The 18,100-nt window shown below is 71.9% G+C and carries 16 protein-coding genes; 11 read left to right on the top strand and 5 right to left on the bottom strand.

Annotated features, from left to right (window positions below; all coding sequences use genetic code 11):
* Window positions 1-75 precede the first annotated feature (75 nt).
* The 9 genes from ADL15_RS09460 (at window position 76) to ADL15_RS09420 (ending at window position 10,112) form a co-directional block, all read left to right on the top strand.
* Window positions 76-1,053 carry a sugar ABC transporter substrate-binding protein gene (locus ADL15_RS09460; protein ID WP_067687277.1) on the top strand — a complete coding sequence of 326 codons (978 nt, stop codon included), beginning with the start codon at window positions 76-78 and terminating at the stop codon, window positions 1,051-1,053.
* A gap of 2 nt (window positions 1,054-1,055) precedes the next feature.
* A complete protein-coding gene (locus tag ADL15_RS09455; protein WP_067687274.1) occupies window positions 1,056-2,078 on the top strand; it encodes an ABC transporter permease in 1,023 nt (340 codons plus the stop codon).
* A complete protein-coding gene (locus ADL15_RS09450; RefSeq protein ID WP_067687271.1) occupies window positions 2,075-2,845 on the top strand; it encodes an ATP-binding cassette domain-containing protein in 771 nt (256 codons plus the stop codon). The genes ADL15_RS09455 and ADL15_RS09450 overlap by 4 nt, the downstream gene beginning before the upstream one ends.
* The gene (locus tag ADL15_RS09445; protein WP_067687268.1) at window positions 2,845-4,053 is read left to right on the top strand and encodes a family 1 glycosylhydrolase; all 1,209 of its coding nucleotides are present in this window, start codon (window positions 2,845-2,847) and stop codon (window positions 4,051-4,053) included. Before ADL15_RS09450 ends, ADL15_RS09445 begins: the two co-directional genes overlap by 1 nt.
* A complete protein-coding gene (locus tag ADL15_RS09440) occupies window positions 4,053-5,384 on the top strand; it encodes an FAD-binding oxidoreductase (protein ID WP_067687265.1) in 1,332 nt (443 codons plus the stop codon). Before ADL15_RS09445 ends, ADL15_RS09440 begins: the two co-directional genes overlap by 1 nt.
* Complete coding sequence (locus ADL15_RS09435) at window positions 5,377-5,799, top strand: VOC family protein (protein ID WP_067687262.1); 423 nt, start codon at window positions 5,377-5,379, stop codon at window positions 5,797-5,799. The genes ADL15_RS09440 and ADL15_RS09435 overlap by 8 nt, the downstream gene beginning before the upstream one ends.
* Window positions 5,796-6,653 carry a flavodoxin family protein gene (locus ADL15_RS09430; protein WP_067687260.1) on the top strand — a complete coding sequence of 286 codons (858 nt, stop codon included), beginning with the start codon at window positions 5,796-5,798 and terminating at the stop codon, window positions 6,651-6,653. The genes ADL15_RS09435 and ADL15_RS09430 overlap by 4 nt, the downstream gene beginning before the upstream one ends.
* A gap of 72 nt (window positions 6,654-6,725) precedes the next feature.
* Window positions 6,726-8,504 carry a CocE/NonD family hydrolase gene (locus ADL15_RS09425; RefSeq protein ID WP_067687257.1) on the top strand — a complete coding sequence of 593 codons (1,779 nt, stop codon included), beginning with the start codon at window positions 6,726-6,728 and terminating at the stop codon, window positions 8,502-8,504.
* 81 nt (window positions 8,505-8,585) lie between these two features.
* Entirely contained in the window at window positions 8,586-10,112 is a 1,527-nt protein-coding gene (locus ADL15_RS09420) for an FAD-dependent monooxygenase (protein ID WP_067687254.1), read from the top strand.
* Window positions 10,113-10,128: 16 nt separating this feature from the next.
* Here the strand turns inward: ADL15_RS09420 and rubN8 are convergent, their stop codons facing one another.
* The 4 genes from rubN8 to ADL15_RS09400 are packed head-to-tail and all read right to left on the bottom strand — an operon-like array spanning window position 10,129 to window position 14,262.
* Window positions 10,129-11,457 (bottom strand): amino sugar nitrososynthase RubN8, encoded by a 1,329-nt coding sequence (rubN8, locus tag ADL15_RS09415; RefSeq protein WP_083971045.1) that lies wholly within the window; start codon window positions 11,455-11,457, stop codon window positions 10,129-10,131.
* Window positions 11,457-12,692 carry a methyltransferase domain-containing protein gene (locus tag ADL15_RS09410; RefSeq protein ID WP_394326921.1) on the bottom strand — a complete coding sequence of 412 codons (1,236 nt, stop codon included), beginning with the start codon at window positions 12,690-12,692 and terminating at the stop codon, window positions 11,457-11,459. Before ADL15_RS09410 ends, rubN8 begins: the two co-directional genes overlap by 1 nt.
* 29 nt (window positions 12,693-12,721) lie before the next feature.
* The gene (locus ADL15_RS09405; protein ID WP_067687248.1) at window positions 12,722-13,843 is read right to left on the bottom strand and encodes a DegT/DnrJ/EryC1/StrS family aminotransferase; all 1,122 of its coding nucleotides are present in this window, start codon (window positions 13,841-13,843) and stop codon (window positions 12,722-12,724) included.
* The gene (locus ADL15_RS09400) at window positions 13,840-14,262 is read right to left on the bottom strand and encodes a PPOX class F420-dependent oxidoreductase (RefSeq protein ID WP_067687245.1); all 423 of its coding nucleotides are present in this window, start codon (window positions 14,260-14,262) and stop codon (window positions 13,840-13,842) included. Before ADL15_RS09400 ends, ADL15_RS09405 begins: the two co-directional genes overlap by 4 nt.
* Window positions 14,263-14,427: 165 nt before the next feature.
* Between ADL15_RS09400 and ADL15_RS09395 the strand changes: the two genes are divergently transcribed.
* A complete protein-coding gene (locus tag ADL15_RS09395; protein ID WP_067687242.1) occupies window positions 14,428-15,408 on the top strand; it encodes a carbohydrate kinase family protein in 981 nt (326 codons plus the stop codon).
* Window positions 15,409-15,421: 13 nt separating this feature from the next.
* Here the strand turns inward: ADL15_RS09395 and ADL15_RS09390 are convergent, their stop codons facing one another.
* Window positions 15,422-16,228 (bottom strand): AfsR/SARP family transcriptional regulator, encoded by an 807-nt coding sequence (locus ADL15_RS09390; protein ID WP_067687239.1) that lies wholly within the window; start codon window positions 16,226-16,228, stop codon window positions 15,422-15,424.
* A gap of 223 nt (window positions 16,229-16,451) precedes the next feature.
* Here ADL15_RS09390 and ADL15_RS09385 point away from each other — a divergent pair, with 223 nt between their 5' ends.
* A complete protein-coding gene (locus ADL15_RS09385; protein WP_083971044.1) occupies window positions 16,452-18,095 on the top strand; it encodes a class I adenylate-forming enzyme family protein in 1,644 nt (547 codons plus the stop codon).
* Window positions 18,096-18,100: the final 5 nt, after the last annotated feature.

The following is an 18,100-nucleotide window of genomic DNA, read 5'->3' as shown; positions in this document are numbered from 1 at the left end:
TGCCACGCGGCACGGCCTGCGGGGAGGCCGGACCGGTCCGATAGCTCTCGTTCCGTCGTACGGAGGAGTCCGGCCGTGAAATCTCATCCTGCGCGCACCTCGCGCGCCGTCATCCTTGCCACGTCGCTGCTGCTGGTGGCGTCGTGCAGTCACGCCTCGGAGTCCGGTGGATCCACCACCGGCACCTCCGCGGCCCTTCCCAAGACCCTGGTCTTCTCGCCCCTGTCGCTCGCCCCGCCGGCCCTCAAAGGACTTTCCGAGGGCGTGAAGGGCTACGCCGGTGGCAAGGGCTGGGAGGTCATCGTCCAGGACCCCAACTTCGACCCGAGCAAGCAGACCCAGCAGCTGAGCGAGGTGCTCGGCTCCGGGCGGGCCGGCGCCGGCTGGATCCTCGCGGTGGCGCCGCCGTCGATGCTGCCGATCATCAAGACCGCGCAGGGCAAGGGCATCCCGCTGCTGGTCAACGGCCGCCCCGACGAGTACGGCTTCACCGGCCCGCAACCGGGCGTCACGTTCGACTACGTCGACTACACGGCCGGCGGCAAGGCCCTCGGCGAGCAGCTCGGCACGTGCGTCAACGAGAAGATGGGCGGCACCGCCCAGGTGCTCGCGGCACAGAGCTCCGAGGGCCAGGCCGGCAAGAAGGAGTTCGAGGAGGCCGCCGCGGCCGCGCTCAAGGCCACCGCGCCCGGCGCCAGCATCGTGCAGACCGTGGTCGCCAAGGACCGGGCCGGCGCGCAGACCGAGATCGGCAACGTGCTGCAGGGCAAACCCGGCCTGTCGGCGGTGATGGCCTCCAACGACGAGGGCGCGCTCGGTGCGATCGGCGCGTTCGCGGCGGCCGGGAAGACGGCGCAGTGCGTGACCGACTTCGGCGGCAACGACGAGGTGCTCGCGAACGTCAAGTCCGGGAAGATCTACGCCTCGGTCGCGCTGCAGTTCCAGGCGGACATGGCGCAGTCCTTCGACACCCTGGTGGCGATGCAGGCCGACCCGAAGGCGAACGGTCAGATCCTGATCGTGCCGCAGAAGGTCATCACGGCGCAGGGATGACAGTGACCGCAGAACCAACGATCGCGGAGACCGCCGACCCGGCCGGTGTCCGAGGGCTGCTGTTCGTCCGCGACCGCGGCATCTTCGTCCTCTGGGCCGCGCTGCTGATCGGTTTCGGCCTGTGGGCCAGCCCGTACTTCGCCAGCCTGGACAACGCGCTGCTGATCGCGAACGCCGCGGCGCTGACCGCGATCTTCGCGGCCGGTATCGCGGTCGGCATCATCTGCGGCGCGCTCGACCTGTCCATCCCGGGCACCGCCGCGATGGCCGGCTGCGTCGGTGGCTGGCTGATGACGCACGGGGTGCCGGTGGGTCTCGGCGTCGTCGCCGGGCTGGCCGTCGGTGTGCTGGTCGGTGTGCTGAACGGGCTGATCGCGCTGCGCGGCTTCAACCCGATCATCGTGACCATCGGGTCGTTGTCGGTGCTGTCCGGGCTGGCCGCCGCGCTGGCCGGTGGGTACACCATCCCGGGGCTGACCGGGCTGATGTTCCTCGGCACCGACCGGTTCGCCGGGATCCCGGCGCCGGTCTGGGTGGTCGCCGCGCTGTTCGTGGCCGGCACGGTGTTCCTGACCCGGACCCGGGACGGCATCCGGCTGATGGCGGTCGGCGGCAACGCGGAGGCGGTCCGGCGGGCCGGCATCCACGCCGACCGGTACAAGGTGCTCGGCTTCGTGGTCAGCGGGTTCTGCGCGGCGCTCGGCGGCCTGGTCACGGCGGCGCTGGTGACCGAGGCGAACCCGGCCGCCAACCCGGGCATCATCTTCAACGCGCTGACCGCGGTGGCGCTGGCCGGTGTCTCCCTCGCCGGCGGGCGCGGGTCGCTGCCGCGGGTGCTGGTCGGCGCGCTGATCCTGGGCACCATCGCGAACGGGCTGACCATCAAGGGCATCCAGCCGTACTGGGCGACCGCGGTGACCGGGGTATTGCTGCTCGCGTCGCTGGGCCTGGAGAAATGGGTGTCCACCACGGTCTCCCGCCGGCTGGTCGTCGCGGCGCAAGACGACAAGAAGGTGACCCGATGACGGAATCCGTGTTCGAACTGCGCGGCATCGACATGCACTACGGCTACGTGCGCGCGCTCGACGGCATCGACGTCACGGTGCGGCACGGCGAGGTGGTCGGCCTGCTGGGCGACAACGGCGCCGGCAAGTCGACCCTGCTCAAGGTGATGTCCGGGGCGCACCAGCCGACCAGCGGCACGATCCTGGTGCACGGCGAACCCACCACGTTCGCCTCGCCGAGCGACTCCACCGCGGCCGGCGTGCAGATGGTCTACCAGGACCTCGCGCTGGTCGAGGCACAGGACATCGCGACCAACCTGAACCTGGGCCGGGAGATCCTGCGCAAGGGCCCGCTCGGCTGGCTCGGCTTCGTCGACCACAAGGCGCAGCGCAAGCGGGCCGCCGACGAGCTGGACCGGCTCGGCGTGCGGACCGCGCCGGTGACCCGGCCGGTCGAGATGCTCTCCGGCGGGCAGCGGCAGGTGGTCGCGCTGGCCCGCGCCGCGACCCGGGTGACCGGCGAGCGCAACGGCGTGCTGCTGCTCGACGAGCCCACCGCGGCGCTCGGCTACGAGCAGACCCGGCAGGTGCGGGCGCTGATCCGGCGGATGGCCGAGCAGGGCGTCGCGTGCGTGCTGGTCACCCACGATCTGCCGCTGGCCGCCGCGGTGTGCGATCGGATCGTGGTGCTCAACCGCGGCCGCAAGGTCGCCGACGTGACAGCGGCGGAGACCGACAACGATCAGCTGGTCGGCTGGATCACCGGAGCACGGGAGTCGATGTTCTGATGGCATTTCTCTGGGGCGTCGCCACGTCCGGGCACCAGACCGAGGGCGGCAACGACACGAGCGACACCTGGTTCGCCGAGAGCGTCTCGCCGACCGTCTTCCGGACGCCGTCCGGGCCGGCCTGCGACAGCTGGGCCCGCTGGCGCGACGACCTCGACCTGGTCGCCGGGATGGGCCTGACCGCGTACCGGTTCTCGGTGGAGTGGGCGCGGGTCGAACCGGTCGAGGGGGAGTTCTCCGCGGCGGCGCTGGACCACTACGCGGCGATCGCCGACCGGTGTGCCGAGCTGGGCCTCGCGCCGGTGGTGACGTTCAACCACATGACGGCGCCGCACTGGTTCGCGGCACGCGGCGGCTGGCTGGACCCCGGCTCCGCGGAGCTCTTCGCGCGCTACTGCGGGGTGCTGACCGACCGGATCGGCGACACCATCGCGTACGCGATCACGCTCAACGAGCCGGACCTGCCGCGCCTGCTGTCCTGGGTCCCGATGCCGGACTTCGTGCGCGACCTGGAACGGGCCACCCTGGACGCGGCGAGCGCGGCGGCCGGCGTGCCGCGCTACCGGCTCGCCAACGTCGCGCTGCCCGAGGAGTTCGACGCGCTCGAGGACGGCATGGCTGCCGCGCACACCGCCGGGAAAGCGGCGATCAAGGCCCGTCGCCCGGACCTGCCGGTCGGCCTGAGCCTCGCGGTGGTGGACGACCAGGCGGTGGGCACGACAGCGGTCCGCGACCGTAAAAGATCAGAGGTGTACGGCCGGTGGCTGCGTCTCGTGCGCGACGACGACTTCGTCGGGGTGCAGAACTACGAGCGCGCCCGCTACGACGGCGACGGCCTGGTGCCCCCGGAGCACGCCGCGGGGGAGCTGTTCTCCGACGTGCACCCGCCGTCGCTGGGCAACGCGGTCCGCTACGTGCACGCCGAGACCGGCGTCCCGGTCTTCGTCACCGAGCACGGCCTGGCCACCGACGACGACACCACCCGCGTGGCGTTCCTCGAGCCGTCGATCACCGGGTTGCGGGACGCGATCGACGACGGGGTGCCGGTGCTCGGCTACCTGCACTGGACCCTGCTCGACAACTTCGAGTGGGTCTTCGGCTACGACATCAGGCTGGGCCTGGTCGAGGTCGACCGGGCCACGTTCGCGCGCACGCCGAAACCGAGTGCCGCCGAGTACGCGCGGATCGTACGAAAGGCTGGTTGGTGATGTCCCTGATCCGCCGCGGCGACGACGGCTACGAAGCGGCCCGGACCGGCCGGATCTTCAACGACCGGCACCCGCAGCGCTACCCGGCGGCGATCCTGCGGCCGGCCGACGCGGACCAGGTGGCGGCCGGGGTGCGCCGGGCCCGCGCCGAGAACCTGACCGTGAGCGTCCGCTCGGGCGGGCACTCCTGGGCGGCGTGGAGCCTGCGCGACGACGCGCTGCTGATCGACCTGGAGCGGCTGAACCGGCTCGACTACGACCCGGCGACCGGCGTGGTGATCGCCGGCCCGGCGGTGCGCGGCGGCCTCGACCTGGCACCGTTCCTCGCCGAGCGCGGCCGCGCGTTCCCGGGCGGGCACTGCCCCGAGGTCGGGCTCGGCGGTTACCTGCTTCAGGGCGGGCAGGGCTGGAACGGCCGCCGGATGGGCTGGGCCTGCGAGAGCGTGGTGGCCGTCGACGTGGTCACCGCGGACGGCGAGCAGGTCCACGCGGACAGCGAGCAGCACAGCGACCTCTACTGGGCGGCCCGCGGCGCCGGACCGGGCTTCCCCGGCATCGTCACCGCGTTCCACCTGCAGACCTACGAAGCGCCGGCGGTGATGTGGCACGACACCCGCACGTTCCACCCGGACGACGCCGCCGTGCTGCTCGGCTGGCTGCACGACCTGCTGCCGGGCCTGGACCGGCGGATCGAACCGGTCCTGGCCGCGACCCGGCTGCCCGGCGAGACCACCCTGCTGCTGCACACCACGGTGATGGCCGGCTCCGACGACGAGGCGGCCACGCTGCTGCGGGTCTTCGGCGACGGTCCCCTCGCGGGCAAGGAGCTCAGCCGGGTCACCGGGCCGACCTCGATCGCGCGGGAGTGCGTGGCGCAGGCCGAGCAGAGCCCGGAGGGTTACCGGTACGCGGTCGACTGCACCTGGACCGACGCCCCGGCCGACGTCCTGGAACCGCTGCTCAGCCGGCTCTGGCGCGAGCTGGACACCGAGCACTCGTTCGCCATCTGGTACGGCTGGGCACCCGATCACGAGCTGCCCGACATGGCGTTCTCGGTGCAGGGCAACGTGTACCTCGCCACCTACGCGATCTACGCCGACCCGGCGGACGACGAGAAGTACCGGACGTGGGTGCACGAGCGGACCGCCGACCTCGCCCGGCACGGCACCGGCGTCTACCTCGGCGACACCGACTTCACCGGCCGGCAGGACCGGTTCCTCTCCGACGAGCACTACCGCCGGCTCGAGGAGATCCGCGCGCACCGGGACCCGGCCGGGGTCTTCGCGTCCTACCTGACCGCCGACCGGGAACGCCTGAACGTCCATGGCTGAGCCCCGCCTGGACCACACCGGGCTCTCGGTACGCGACCTCGAGGCCGCCGCCGACTGGTACTGCGCCGCGTTCGGCTACACCCGGGAGGTGGCGTTGCGGGTCGACGCGATCGACCTGGACATCGTGATGCTGATCCACCGGGCGCACGGCGACCGGCTGGAGCTGCTGCACCGCCCCGGCTCCGCACCCGGCCCGCGCCCGGCCGGCCCGGCCGAGGCCGCGTTGTCACAGACGTTCGGGCACGTGGCGTTCGACGTGGCCGACCTGGACGCCACGGTCACCCGGGTGCTCGGCCTGGGCGCCCGGCCGGTGATGCCACCGCGGCCGTCCCCCGAACCGGGCGTACGGATGGCTTTCGTGGCCGATCCTGAGGGCAACCTGATCGAGATCCTGTCCCGAGGAGCAGCGTCATGAAGGTTCTGGGACTCGGCTGCGGCCGGCCCGGCGGCAGCGCCGAGATCCTGCTGACCGCGGCGCTGCGCGCGGCCGGCGACGCGCACCTGGTCCGGCTGACCGACCTGAGCGGCGACGACGACCTCTGGTGGCTCTGGGAACGCCTGGTCGAGTGCGACGGCCTGATCGTCAGCACACCGATCATGACGCGCACCATCGCGGCCCGCCTGAAAACCGTGATCGACTTCTTGCTGGGGCCGAACGCGGACGCCGCCATCATCGAGCACCTCACCGCGGTGCGCCGCGGCGGCACCGAGCCGGCCGTGCCGTTCCGGGTCGACGAGCGGGTGCTGAAACCGCGGGTGGCCGGCCTGCTCGCGGTCGGCGGCTCGCTCACCCCGCAGTGGAAGACCCTGGCGCTGCCGCTGCTGCACACCACCGCGTTCTCCATGCACATGGCGGTCGTCGACCAGGCCGTCTTCGGCGGCGCCGGCACCCCGCAGTCGATCCTGCTCGACGACGCCGCCCTGGAGCGCGCCGCCCGGCTCGGCGGCAACGTGGTCTCGCAGCTCGGCCTGGCCTTCGACGACGTGCGCTACCTCGGCGAGCCGGGGCTGTGCCCGATGTGCCACCTCGACGTGGTGGAGCTGACCGGCACCGCGGTCACGTGCGCGACCTGCGGCAGCGCGGGGGAGCTGGGCGACGGCGGCACGATCCGCTGGACCGACCTGACCTCGTCGGTGATCTCGATGGCCGAGAAGCGCGCGCACGCCCGGGAGATCCAGGAGACCGCCGCCGCGCACGGGAAACTGCGGGCGGACATCGACCGGCGGGCCGCCGAGTTCGGGACGTTCGAGCACATGCTGCGCCCCTGATTCCTCCACAACGGACACCTAGCCGCTAGCCTCAGATCTGGCAGTGATAGTGGTCTATGCATTGGAGGTCAGATGAGTGTGCGCAGGTGGACGACGGCCGCCGCCGGGGCGTTGATGACAGTGGCGGCTCTCGGCGTCAGCAACCCGGCGACGGCGGCCACTCCGGCGCCGCCGGGTGTCACCCACGAGCAGAACCCGCGCGTGCCGGAGGGCGCGGTGTGGACCGAGGAGTACTTCCCGTCCGCCGACCACAGCGGCGTCGAACTGCACGCCGACGTGCTGCGCCCGGCCGGGCTGCCACCGCACGCGAAGACGCCGGTGATCCTCGCTGTCGGGCCGTACTTCAGCCACGCGGGACAGACCGGTCCGGAGGGGTGGCCGCAGACCGGGCCGTCCAGCCGGTTCGCCGACTTCACCACCGGCACGAACCTGTTCGCCCGCGGCTACACGTACGTGATGGTCGACCTGCGCGGCTTCGGCGGCAGCACCGGCTGCCTCGACTGGGTGGGCCCGGGTGAGCAGGCCGACGTGCGAGCCGCGATCCGGTGGACGGCCACTCAGCGCTGGTCGACCGGCAAGGTGGGGATGTACGGCAAGTCGTACGACGCGGTGACCGGCCTGGTCGGCAACAACCTGCGTGTCGGCCCGCTCAAGGCGGTGGTGGCCCAGGAACCGGTCTGGAACATGTACAACTACCTGTTCAGCAACGAGGTGCCCCGCCCGAACGTGACCGGCACCCCGAACGCCTACAACAGCATCGCCACCATGCCGACGCTGCCCGACGACACCGGCCGCTACCAGGCGAACGCGACCTACGAGCAGGCCCACCCCGAGTGCCTCGCCGACAACCTCACCAACAACGACAACCCCGACCTGGACTCGTCCTACTGGCGGGCCCGCGACCTCGCCACCCGGGCCAAGGGCACGAACACCCCGCTCTTCGTCACCCAGGGCTTCATCGAGAACAACACCAAGCCCGAGGACATGGAGAGCTACCTCGACAACCACCGGGGCGTCGAGCGCGGCTGGCTCGGGCAGTGGGAGCACGTGCGCGGCAACGAGACGAACAGCTCCGGCCAGCTGCTGCAGGGCCGGGCCGGCTTCTTCGACGAGGTGATGCGCTTCTACGACTTCTACCTCAAGGGCATCCGGCCGGCGGTGCACGACCCGGCGTACGCGATCGAGGACAGCACCGGCGTGTGGCGTGCCCAGCCGACCTGGCCGATCGAGTCCTCGGACACCACGGCCACCCTGCTCGACGGCGAGTACGTCGACGACGGCGCCGCCTCGGCCCTGGCCGCGCCGAGCGATCAGCAGTGGGACATGGAGCACGGCGCGGACCCCGCACCGCCCGCCGCGCGCGGCCTGGCCCCGGCGTCCGGGAGCTACTTCACCTGGTCCACGCCGGTGAAGTCCCGGCTGCGGATCACCGCCACCCCGCGGCTCACCCTGCGCGCGAGCGCACCCGGCAACGTCATGGTCAAGCTCTGGGACGTCGCACCGGACGGGACCGCGGTGATGTTCGACGAGAACGTGGCGCTGATCGAGAAGGCCGGCCGGGTCGGGTTCGACCTGAAGTCCACCGACTGGACCCTGGAGGCCGGTCACCAGCTCGGCGTGCAGATCGGCACGATCGGCAGCGGCAGCTGGCGCGACACCCCGAGCGGCAACACCATCGCGGTGACCCGGGCGCGACTGGACCTGGCGCTGCAGAACCCCCGGTTCGACGTGCCCACCCAGGGCGACCGGTCGCCGTTCCTCGACACCTACCTGAGGCAGTACACCCGCACGCTCACCGGGGTGGGTCCGGGAACCTTCCCGCTCACCCTCCACACGGTCGCGCCGGACTGACCGCCCCGGGTCCCGGCGCCGATCGGCCACGGTCCTCAGCACCGTCGGCGCCGGGATCCCCGCGGGCGACATACTCCTTGGGTGAATCTCCCCGTTCTGGTGGTCGGTGCCGGGCCCGCCGGCCTGGTCGCCGCACTCGACCTCGCACGCCGTCGCGTCGATGTCCGGCTGATCGAGCAGTCGGCGTCACCGTCGACCGGCTCCCGGGCAAAAGGAATCCAGCCCCGCACACTGGAGGTCTTCGAGGCGCTCGGCGTCGTCGAGGAGGTGTCCCGCTCCGGCGGGCCGTTCCCCCGCTGGCGCACCTACCGGGCGGGGCGCCCGGCCCGAGAGAAGTCGATCTACGACATGCTCGGGATCGGCCAGCCGGTCGCCGGTCCGGCCGTTCCCTATCCGGAGACCTGGATGATTCCGCAGTGGCGTACCGAGGAGATCCTCCGGGACGCCCTGCGACACCTCGGCGTGCGGGTCGAGTACGGCTCGGCGCTCGTCGCGCTCACCGACGAGGGAACCGAGGTCACCGCCACGATCCGCCGGGACGGGGAGCAGGAACGTCTCCGCTCGTCCTACGTCGTCGCCGCCGACGGCGCGGCCAGCACCGTACGCAGGATTCTCGGCGTCGCGTTCGACGGGGTGACCCGGGACGACGAGCGATACCTCACCGCCGACGTGCGAGCCACCGGGCTGGACCGTTCCTGCTGGCACAACTGGTCGCGCCCCGACGACGCCGCGGCCCGGGTGTCGGTCTGCCCGCTGCCGGAGACCGACACCTTCCAGTTCGTCGCCCCGCTCCCGCCGGGGCAGGAGACACCCGCTCTCGTGCTGGCCACCGTGCAGCGTCTGTTCGACGAGCGGTCCGGCGGTGCCCCGGTGACCTTCGACGAGGTCTGCTGGATCACCGTGCATCGGGCCAACGAGCGGCTGGCGGATCGGTACCGGGTCGGGCGGGTCTTTCTCGTCGGTGACGCCGCGCATGCCGTGCCCGCGGCCGGCGGCCAGGGGTTGAACACCGCGGTCCAGGACTCGTACAACCTCGGCTGGAAGCTCGCGGCGGTGCTGGCGGGCGCGCCCGAGGACCTCCTGGACAGTTATGAGGAGGAGCGGCGTCCGCTCGCGGCGCGCCTGATGCGGGGCCTGGGTACGGCCGACGACCGCGGCGAGGTGCCGGACATCTTCCAGCTCCGGAACAACTACCGCGGACGCCGGCTCAGCGCCGAGACCCGGCGGGATCCGGGCGGTGTGCAAGCCGGTGACCGGGCGCCGGACGCGCCGCTGAGCCTTCCGGACGGTTCGCGGCCACGGTTGTTCGAGTTCCTGCGCGGCGCCGATGTCACCGTTCTCGCGTTCGGCGACGAAGCGGCCGAGGGAGGCCACGCCGTCGCGGGCCGGCACGGATCGTCAGCTGTCCTCCGGATCCTCGACGTCCGCACCGAGTCACCCGCGACCGTGGACGCGGTGCAGGAGATCTATGACGTCGCTTCCGGCCAGGAGGTGCTCTTTCTGGTACGTCCGGACGGTCATGTCGGGCTCGCCGCGGAGGACCACTTCGCCGAGCGGCTGGCCGAGCACCTGCCGCGGTTGACCGCCGGCGGCCTGGCCCGGACGTGAGCAGCGGGCCGCACGGTCACCGGCCGTCCACCGGCCGGACGGCCCGCGCACTCACGTAGTTGTTGTCGTGCTCCAGATCCAGGGCCTGTGCACTCAGGTAGTCCACCCCGTCGACGTAGGTGTAAGGCTGCATGAACCGGCCGGCGCGCACGTCCCGGTACAGCCGCGCCAAGGGGTGACCCGCCACGTACGTCGCCCCGCCCACCACGGTCAGGCAGTCGTCGACCACCGCCGCCGCCAACTGGTTGACCATGAGCTTGGCGCACTGGAACGGGGTCATCATGCGCCGGCCCCGGTCGTCCGCGTCCATGTCCTGGCGCGGTGAGAGCTCGTCGGCGTTCCTCAACGCGGCAGACGCGGTAGCCCGCAGCGCGTACAGGCGTGCGTCGATCTCGGCCACCAGGGTCCGCGTCGCCGCCGACGGTGTGCCCGGCCGCCGGGTGACGGTGAGGTCGCGGGCCGCCTGGGCGACACCCGCGTAGATGCCGAGCATCGTGATGGAGCTGACCGTGTGCCCGGCCAGGGCCGCGTCGCTGTGCGCGCCGACGCTGCCGCGCGCCAGCACGTCACCGGCCGGCACCGGGCAGTCGTCGAACGCCACGTCGAGCGTGCCGGACGCCCGCATGCCCAGGCCCTCCCAGCCGTCGATGACGGAGAGCCCCGGGGCGTCGCGGGACACGATCGGCGCGAACAGCAGCGTCGGGCCCCCGGCCACGGGCGCCTGGGCGGAGACGACGAAATGCGTCGCGATCGGCGCCATCGTCACCAGCATCTTGCGGCCGGACAGCAGCCAGCCACCGGAGCCGTCGGGGCGCAGCCGGGTGACCGCGCCCGGGTGGTCCTTCACCGCGCCGCAGACCACCGCCTCGCCGCGCGCCATCCCGCGCAGCAGCCGTTCGGCCAGGGCGCGGGCGGGCGGCGGTCCGTGCCGCCACTCGTACGTCAGGGTGATCCCCCGGCTGAACTGGGCATGCAGGGCCAGCGCGGTGGAGGCGTCGGCCTCGGCCACCCGCAGCAGCGCGACCGCCACGTCGTGCAGCCGGCTGACACCCATGCCGCCCAGCTCCGCGGGCACGGTCGCGCCCAGCACGCCGTCGCGCGCGAAGTCCCGGAAGGTCGCCACGGGGAAAGCGCCGTCCCGGTCGTTGGGCGTGGCCCCGGACCGGATCGCGGGCAGGTGCCGGCTCAGCACGGCCAGCAGCTCACCACCGGGCCGGGTGATCGCGTCATCCAGGGTGCCGGGCGTGACCGGCCGCGACACGCCGGGACCGGTCTCCGGCACGGTGGCGACGGCCCGGGAGGAGATCGGGATGCCGGGCCCTCGCTTCACGCTCTCTCGATTCATCAGAGCACCCGGACATCCGGCACATAACTGATCCATTGCCCGCCACGGCGCCGGAACTCCTCTTCCTTCGCCATGATCTCGTCGGCGTGGTTCCACGCGAACAGCAGCGCGTAGTCCGGGTACGGGTCGCGGAACGCCGTCGGTGGGCGCACCGGGATGTGCTTGCCAGGGGTGATCCGGTGCTGCTTGGCGGGCGTGCTGTCACACACGTACGAGACGAGCTCGGGCCCGATGCCGCAGAAGTTCGTGACCGTCGCGCTCTTCGCGGTGGCGCCGTACGCGACCACCAGGGATCCCTCGGCGCGGAGTCGCCGCAGCAACGCCACCAGGTCGTCGCGGACCCGCAGCACGCTGTCGCCGAAGCGGCGCAGGGTCGTCAGGTCGGACAGGCCACTGGCATCCTCCTCGGCGAGCAGGCCGGCGACGGCGGCGCTGGGCACGCGCGCGCCGGCCCGGGCGAGCGTGTACCGGACCTCGCCACCGTGCACCGCCAACCGGTCCACGTCCACCAGCTGGAACCCGTAGTGCTCCGCCATGGCTCGCACCGAGTGCCCGCTGAACAGGAAGAAGTGCTCGTCGTAGATCTGGTCGAAGGACGTCTTCGCCACCAGGTCGCCGAGGTACGGGTCCTCGAACACGAACACGCCGTCCGGAGCCAGCAGCGCGTCGACACCTCGGAAGATCGATTCCGGGTAGGGGATGTGACACATGGTGTTCGCCGCGTAGATGACCTGGGCCGGTCCCTCCTGCGCCCGCACCCGCGCCGCGGTCTCCTCCTCGAAGAACGCGGTGCGCACCCGGATTCCCTGAGCGCGGGCCGCCTCGGCCACCCCGTTGGAGGGTTCGAAGCCCAGGTGGCGTACACCGGCCTGGTTGATGGTGGCGAGCATGACGCCGTCGTTGCAGCCCATCTCGACGATGAACGGGTCCGGCACGGCCAGTTCGGTGTCGAGGAACCGCCGCGCGACGGTCGCGAAGTGCGCCCGCATCACCGCGGACCCGGACGAGTGGTACGGGTAGTCCTCGTGGAACATCTTCTCCCGCGGTACCGACTCGGTCAGCTGCACCATGGTGCACGACTCACAGCGCCCGACGGCGAGCCGGAAGAAGAACTCCGGGGCGACGCTCTCCGGCTCACGGAACGCGTCGGACAGCGGCTGCCGTCCGAGATCGAGGAACTCGTGGACGTGTCCGCCGCACACCTTGCAGGTGACGGCCACCGGCTCGTTCGGCACAGTGCTCCCTCCATAGCAGTGTGGATGTGTCATGAACCGGTCAGTACGTCGCGAAGTCCCCGGATGACGGCCTGCTGGCGGTCGAGCGGCAGCGACGGGTACATCGGCAGGGAGAAAACCTCACCGGCGAGTCGCTCGGTGACCGGCAGCGAGCCCTTGGCGTACCCGAGGTGCGCGAATCCGGTCATCGTGTGCACGGGCCAGGGGTAGCTGATGTTCAGCGCGATGTCGTAGGCCCGCAGCCGCTCGATGATCTCGTCCCGGCGGGGATGCCGGACCACGTACAGGTAGTACACGTGCTCGTTGCCGGGCGACACCGCCGGCAGCACGAGCCCGCCCGGCTCGGCGAGGTCACCCAGCGCCTCGGTGTATCGCCGCGCCACGGCCCGGCGCCCCGCGATGTAGGCGTCGAGGCGGCGCAGCTTGCCCCGCAGGATCTCGGCCTGCACCTCGTCGAGGCGACTGTTGTGGCCGGGAGTCCGCTCCACGTAGTAGCGGTCCTCCATGCCGTAGTAGCGCAGCCGCCGGACGTCCTGGTCGACGTGCTCGTCACCGGTGATCACGGCGCCGCCGTCACCGTAGGCGCCGAGAACCTTCGTCGGATAGAACGAGAACGCGGCCGCGTCGCCCATCGTGCCCGCGAGCCTGCCCTGGTGGCGCGCGCCGTGTGCCTGGGCGCAGTCCTCCAGCACGGCCAAGCCGTGCCGGGCGGCCAGCCGGCGCAGCGGGGTCATGTCCACGCACTGGCCGTACAGGTGCACCGGGACCAGCGCACGGGTGCGCGGGCCGATCGCGGCCGCGACCTGCTCGGTGTCCATCAGGAAGTCGTCCTCGCGCACGTCCACGAAGACCGGTACGGCACCCGTGCCGTCGATGGCCACCACGGTCGGCGCGGCGGTGTTGGCCACCGTGATCACCTCGTCGCCCGGACCAACGCCGAGCGCCTGCAGGGCCAGCTTGATCGCGTTGGTGCCGTTGTCGACACTGATGCAGTGGCCGATGCCGTGGTAGGCCGCGAACTCCTCCTCGAACCCGGTCACCCCGGGACCCAGGATCAGCTGGCCGGACTCGAACACCCTCGCCACCGCGGCGAGGATGTCCGCACGTTCCTCCTGGTACTCCGGCAGGTAGTCCCACACCCGGATCGTCATCGCCGCCCCCTGAGACCGGCGGGCACGCCATCGGCCGCGCGGCCCGCCGCCCCGGCTTCCCAGCCCGCGTCGATGCCCCAGGCGACGATCCGGACCGGGTGGATCCGGATCAGCTCGGTACCGGCGCCGCCGGCGGCCGGGAGCGCCTCGGCCTCGCCCCGGATCTCCAGGCCGCGGAACGCCGGCGGCGAGTCGGAGGTGATGTCGTCGACGACGAAAGCCACCCGGCCGTCCGCCCGCACGTCACGGTACTTGCGGCTCCCGCTCAACTGCCGGCCGGTGATGTCGATGGTGTCCCGGTCCGCGTTGTAGGTGAACCTCACCGGGACGCAATGCGGATGGCCGGCGCCGCCGGTGGTGGCCAGGCGGCCCAGCGGCTGTGTCCGCAAGTAGGCGACTTCCCCTGCGGTGAACAACATGGCGTTCCCTTCTGCACGGGGCTGCGACGCCGGTGATCCTTCGGGACGCCGATCGAGATCTCCTCAAGGGCGGTTGGGGGGCGGGGTCGTCCGCCGCCCGAGCGGTTCTGGAACCGGCATCCGTACGGTTCGGCGCACCGACCCACTACCCCGGAGGCCGCCGTCATGGGCCGCATCGCCGTCACCGGCTCCATCGCGACTGATCACCTCATGCGGTTCCCGGGCAGTTTCAGCGAGCAGTTGCTGCCCGACCAGTTGCACACCGTCTCACTGTCGTTCCTGGTCGACGCGCTCGACGTGCGGTACGGCGGGGTGGCCGGCAACATCGCGTACGGGTTGGGCCGGTTGGGCCTGAGCCCGTTCCTGATCGGCGCGGTGGGCACGGACTTCGCCGCCTACCGGACGTGGCTGGAGAGCCACGGCGTGGACTGCGAGTTCGTCCGGGTCAGCGAGACGGCACAGACATCCCGGTTCACCTGCACCACCGACACCAGCATGTGCCAGATCGCGTCGTTCTATCCGGGCGCCATGGCGGAGGCGGCTCAGATCGACCTGGCGCCGCTGCTCGCCCGCTCGAACCCACCCGACCTGGTCATCGTCGCCGCGGACGACCCGGCCGCGATGGTGCGCCACGCCGACCAGTGCCGCCGGATCGGGCAGCCCTTCGTCGCCGACCCGTCGCAGCAACTGGCGACCATGCCGGGCGAGGTGGTCACCGCGTTCATCACCGGCGCCGACTATCTGGTGACCAACGAGTACGAGGAGCACCTGCTGCTGGCCAAGTCCGGGTTTACCCCCCGAGAGTTGCTCGACCGGGTCGCCGTGCAGGTGACCACGCTCGGCGAACGCGGCGTCCGGATCACCGGCCGGGACATCGAGCCGGTGTGCGTACCGGCGGCCGGCGGGGTGCGGCCGGTCGACCCGACCGGCGCCGGGGACGCCTTTCGTGCCGGTTTCTTCGGTGGCCTCGGCTGGGGGCTGTCGCCGCGGCGGGCCGCCGAGGTCGGGTGCCAGCTCGGGGCCCTGGCGCTGGAGAGCGTCGGCACCCAGGAGTACACCGTGGACCCCGCCGGCTTCGGTGAGCGGCTCGCCGCCTCCTACGGTGACGAGGCGGCGGCCGACGTGTGGTCGCACTGGACGGCCTGATCGCGGCTCGTCCTCACGCCACAGCGTGCGACCGCGGCAGCACAAGGTCCAGGTCGGCCTCCGGTCCCGGCGTCCACGGGTCGCCGGTGACCACGTCGTGCTGGAGCCGGCACAACCCCGGCGAGGGGTGTACCCCCAATTCGGCACCGAGGGTGACCCGGATGCGTTCGTACACCTGCAGGGCGTCGGCGCGCCGGCCGGTCTCGGTCAGCGCGATCATCAACTGCTGGTGGAACCACTCGTCGAGGGGGTGGGCGGCCGCCAGGAACTGAAGTTCGGGGATCAGGTCATGGTGGCGGCCCAGCCGCCGGTCGGCGAGGATACGCAGCCTCAGGGTCCAGGTCCGGGTCTCCTCCAGGTGCGTGAGGTGCGGCGCCAGCACCGGCCCGGCCGGGACGTCGGCCAGCGCCGGGCCGCGCCACAGCGCGAGTGCCTCGTGCAGCTGCCGTGCGGCCCGCTCGACGTGCCCGGCCTCCAGTGACGCGTGCCCCTGGTCGCTGAGCCGTTCGAACACCCGCGCGTCGATCTGCGCCTCGTCCGCCTTGAGCAGGTATCCGGCCAGGCGGGTCTCCACGAGCTCGCCCGCGCCGAGCCGGTCCTGATATTTCTTGCGCAGCTGGTAGATGTAGGTCTGGGCGGTGGTCACGGCACTGCGAGGCGGGTTCTCGCCCCATAGCTCCGTGATGATCGACGTGCGGCCGACGACGTGGTTCGCCCGCAGCAGCAGCAGGGCGAGCGTCCAGCGGACCTTGGCCGCCGTGGGCGTGTCGACCGTGCCCTGCACGGTGACTTCCAACGGGCCGAGTACTCGAAAGATCATGCCGCTTTGTAACACCACAGGTGCTCTGCGTGACAGGTTGAGCGGTCCAATGAGGAGTGTCGCTGGTTCCGGGGGTACAGCGGCACTGGGCACCGGGTGACAGTGCCGCTCAACCCGTACTGATCGTCGCTTGAATCTCGACCCGGCGTCGAGCGGGCGGGCGAAGAGTCAGCCGTGGGCCGCACGGTGCGGCCGGCACCTCCGAGAACGGACGGGCTGATCTATGTCCGAGACCACCATCGCGGCGGACGGCTTCCTTCGCGGTCCGCCGCTGGAGCGCACCGTCGCGCACGAGATCGACGCACGCGTGGACGCACTCCTGACCCGTGCGGCGCTACTGGCGCCGGACCGGATCGCCGTGCGCTCCGGCGCCGCCTCGCTGACCTTCGCCGAGCTGGACCGGCTGGCGACACGCAGCGCGGCCGCGCTGCGCACCCTGACCGGCGGGCCGGACCAGGTGGTGGCGCTGGCCGGCGTGCTGGATCCGGTCTTCGCGGCCGGATTCTTCGGGATCGCGCGGGCGGGCGGCGTCAGCGCGCTGATCAACCCGTTGCTGCGGGAGGACGGCCTGGTCCACGCGCTGAACACGGTCCGGGCCGGCGCCGTGGTGGCGACGCCGGAGATGCACCGCCGGATCCAGCCGGTGCGGCATCGGCTGCCCGGGCTGCTCCACCTGGTGCTGACCCACCGGGAGGACGGCGTGCCGGCCGACCCTGACGTTCCCACGCTGAGCGAACTGATCGCCGCCGCCCCGCCCGGGGTGCCGGCGCCGGCGGGCACGCCGGACGCGGTGGCCTGCCTCCAGCTCACCAGCGGGACGAGCGGGCCGGCGAAGGCCGTGCAGCTGACCCATCGCAACCTGACGGTCAACGCCGCGCAGACCGTGTACGGCCACCGGCTCACCGCAGACTCGGTGCTCTTCAACTACCTGCCCACGTTCCACCTGATGCATCTGACCATCGGACTGGTCGCGACGGCGACACACGTGCTCTGTGCGGAGCCGGACCTCGCCGTGGCGATGCGGGCCGCCGCCGCGTGCGGCGCGACGCACCTGTACAGCCTGCCCGTGCGGCTGTCCCGGCTGGCGGTGGATCCGCGGCTGCCGGCGATGCGGATCGACTCCCTGCGAGCCATCCTGTCCGGCGGCTCGGCCATGCCCGAATCGGCGACCGTCACCCTGAGCGAGCACTTCGGGATACCGGTGGTGCAGGGGTACGGCCTGGCGGAGACGTCGCCGTCGACGCACCTCGGCGACCTGGACCGGCCCCGGACGGGTTCCTGCGGGCTGCTGGTGCCCGGCACGGATTGCCGGATCGTCGACGTGGACACCGGTACGGTGCTGCCGATCGGCGCCAAGGGCGAGGTGCAGGTGCGCGGCCCGCAGCTGATGCACGGGTACCTCGGTCGTGAACGCTCCCAGGACGTCGACCCCGACGGCTGGTTCGCGACCGGTGACATCGGCCGGATCGACCCGGACGGCTACCTCTTCCTCGTCGATCGCCTCAAGGACGTCTTCAAACGCGACAACTGGCTGGTGGCGCCGGCCACCGTCGAGCGCGAGCTGCGCCGGCATCCGGCGGTCACCGACTGCGTCGTCTTCGACTACCCGGACGAGTTCAGCGGTGCGGTGGCCTACGGCTTGGCCGTGGTCCGCGACGGCGCCGCCGGTCCGGCCGACCTGATGGCGTACGTCAACGATCGCCTGCCCTACTACGAGCACCTGGCCGGGGTGGAGCTGGTCGACGAGATCCCGCGGTCGGCCACCGGCAAGGTGCGGCGGCGAGAGCTGCGCGACCAGACGCTCGACCGGCACCGGGTCACCACGGCCCGCGCCGACCAGGACTCATTCCCCGCAGGACGCAGCTGAAGGTG

The organism is Actinoplanes awajinensis subsp. mycoplanecinus (assembly GCF_001509495.1).
Classification (GTDB): Bacteria; Actinomycetota; Actinomycetes; order Mycobacteriales; family Micromonosporaceae; genus Actinoplanes; species Actinoplanes palleronii.
The sequence above is the reverse complement of the archived record's forward strand: the minus strand, read 5'-3'. Positions and strand labels throughout refer to the sequence as shown.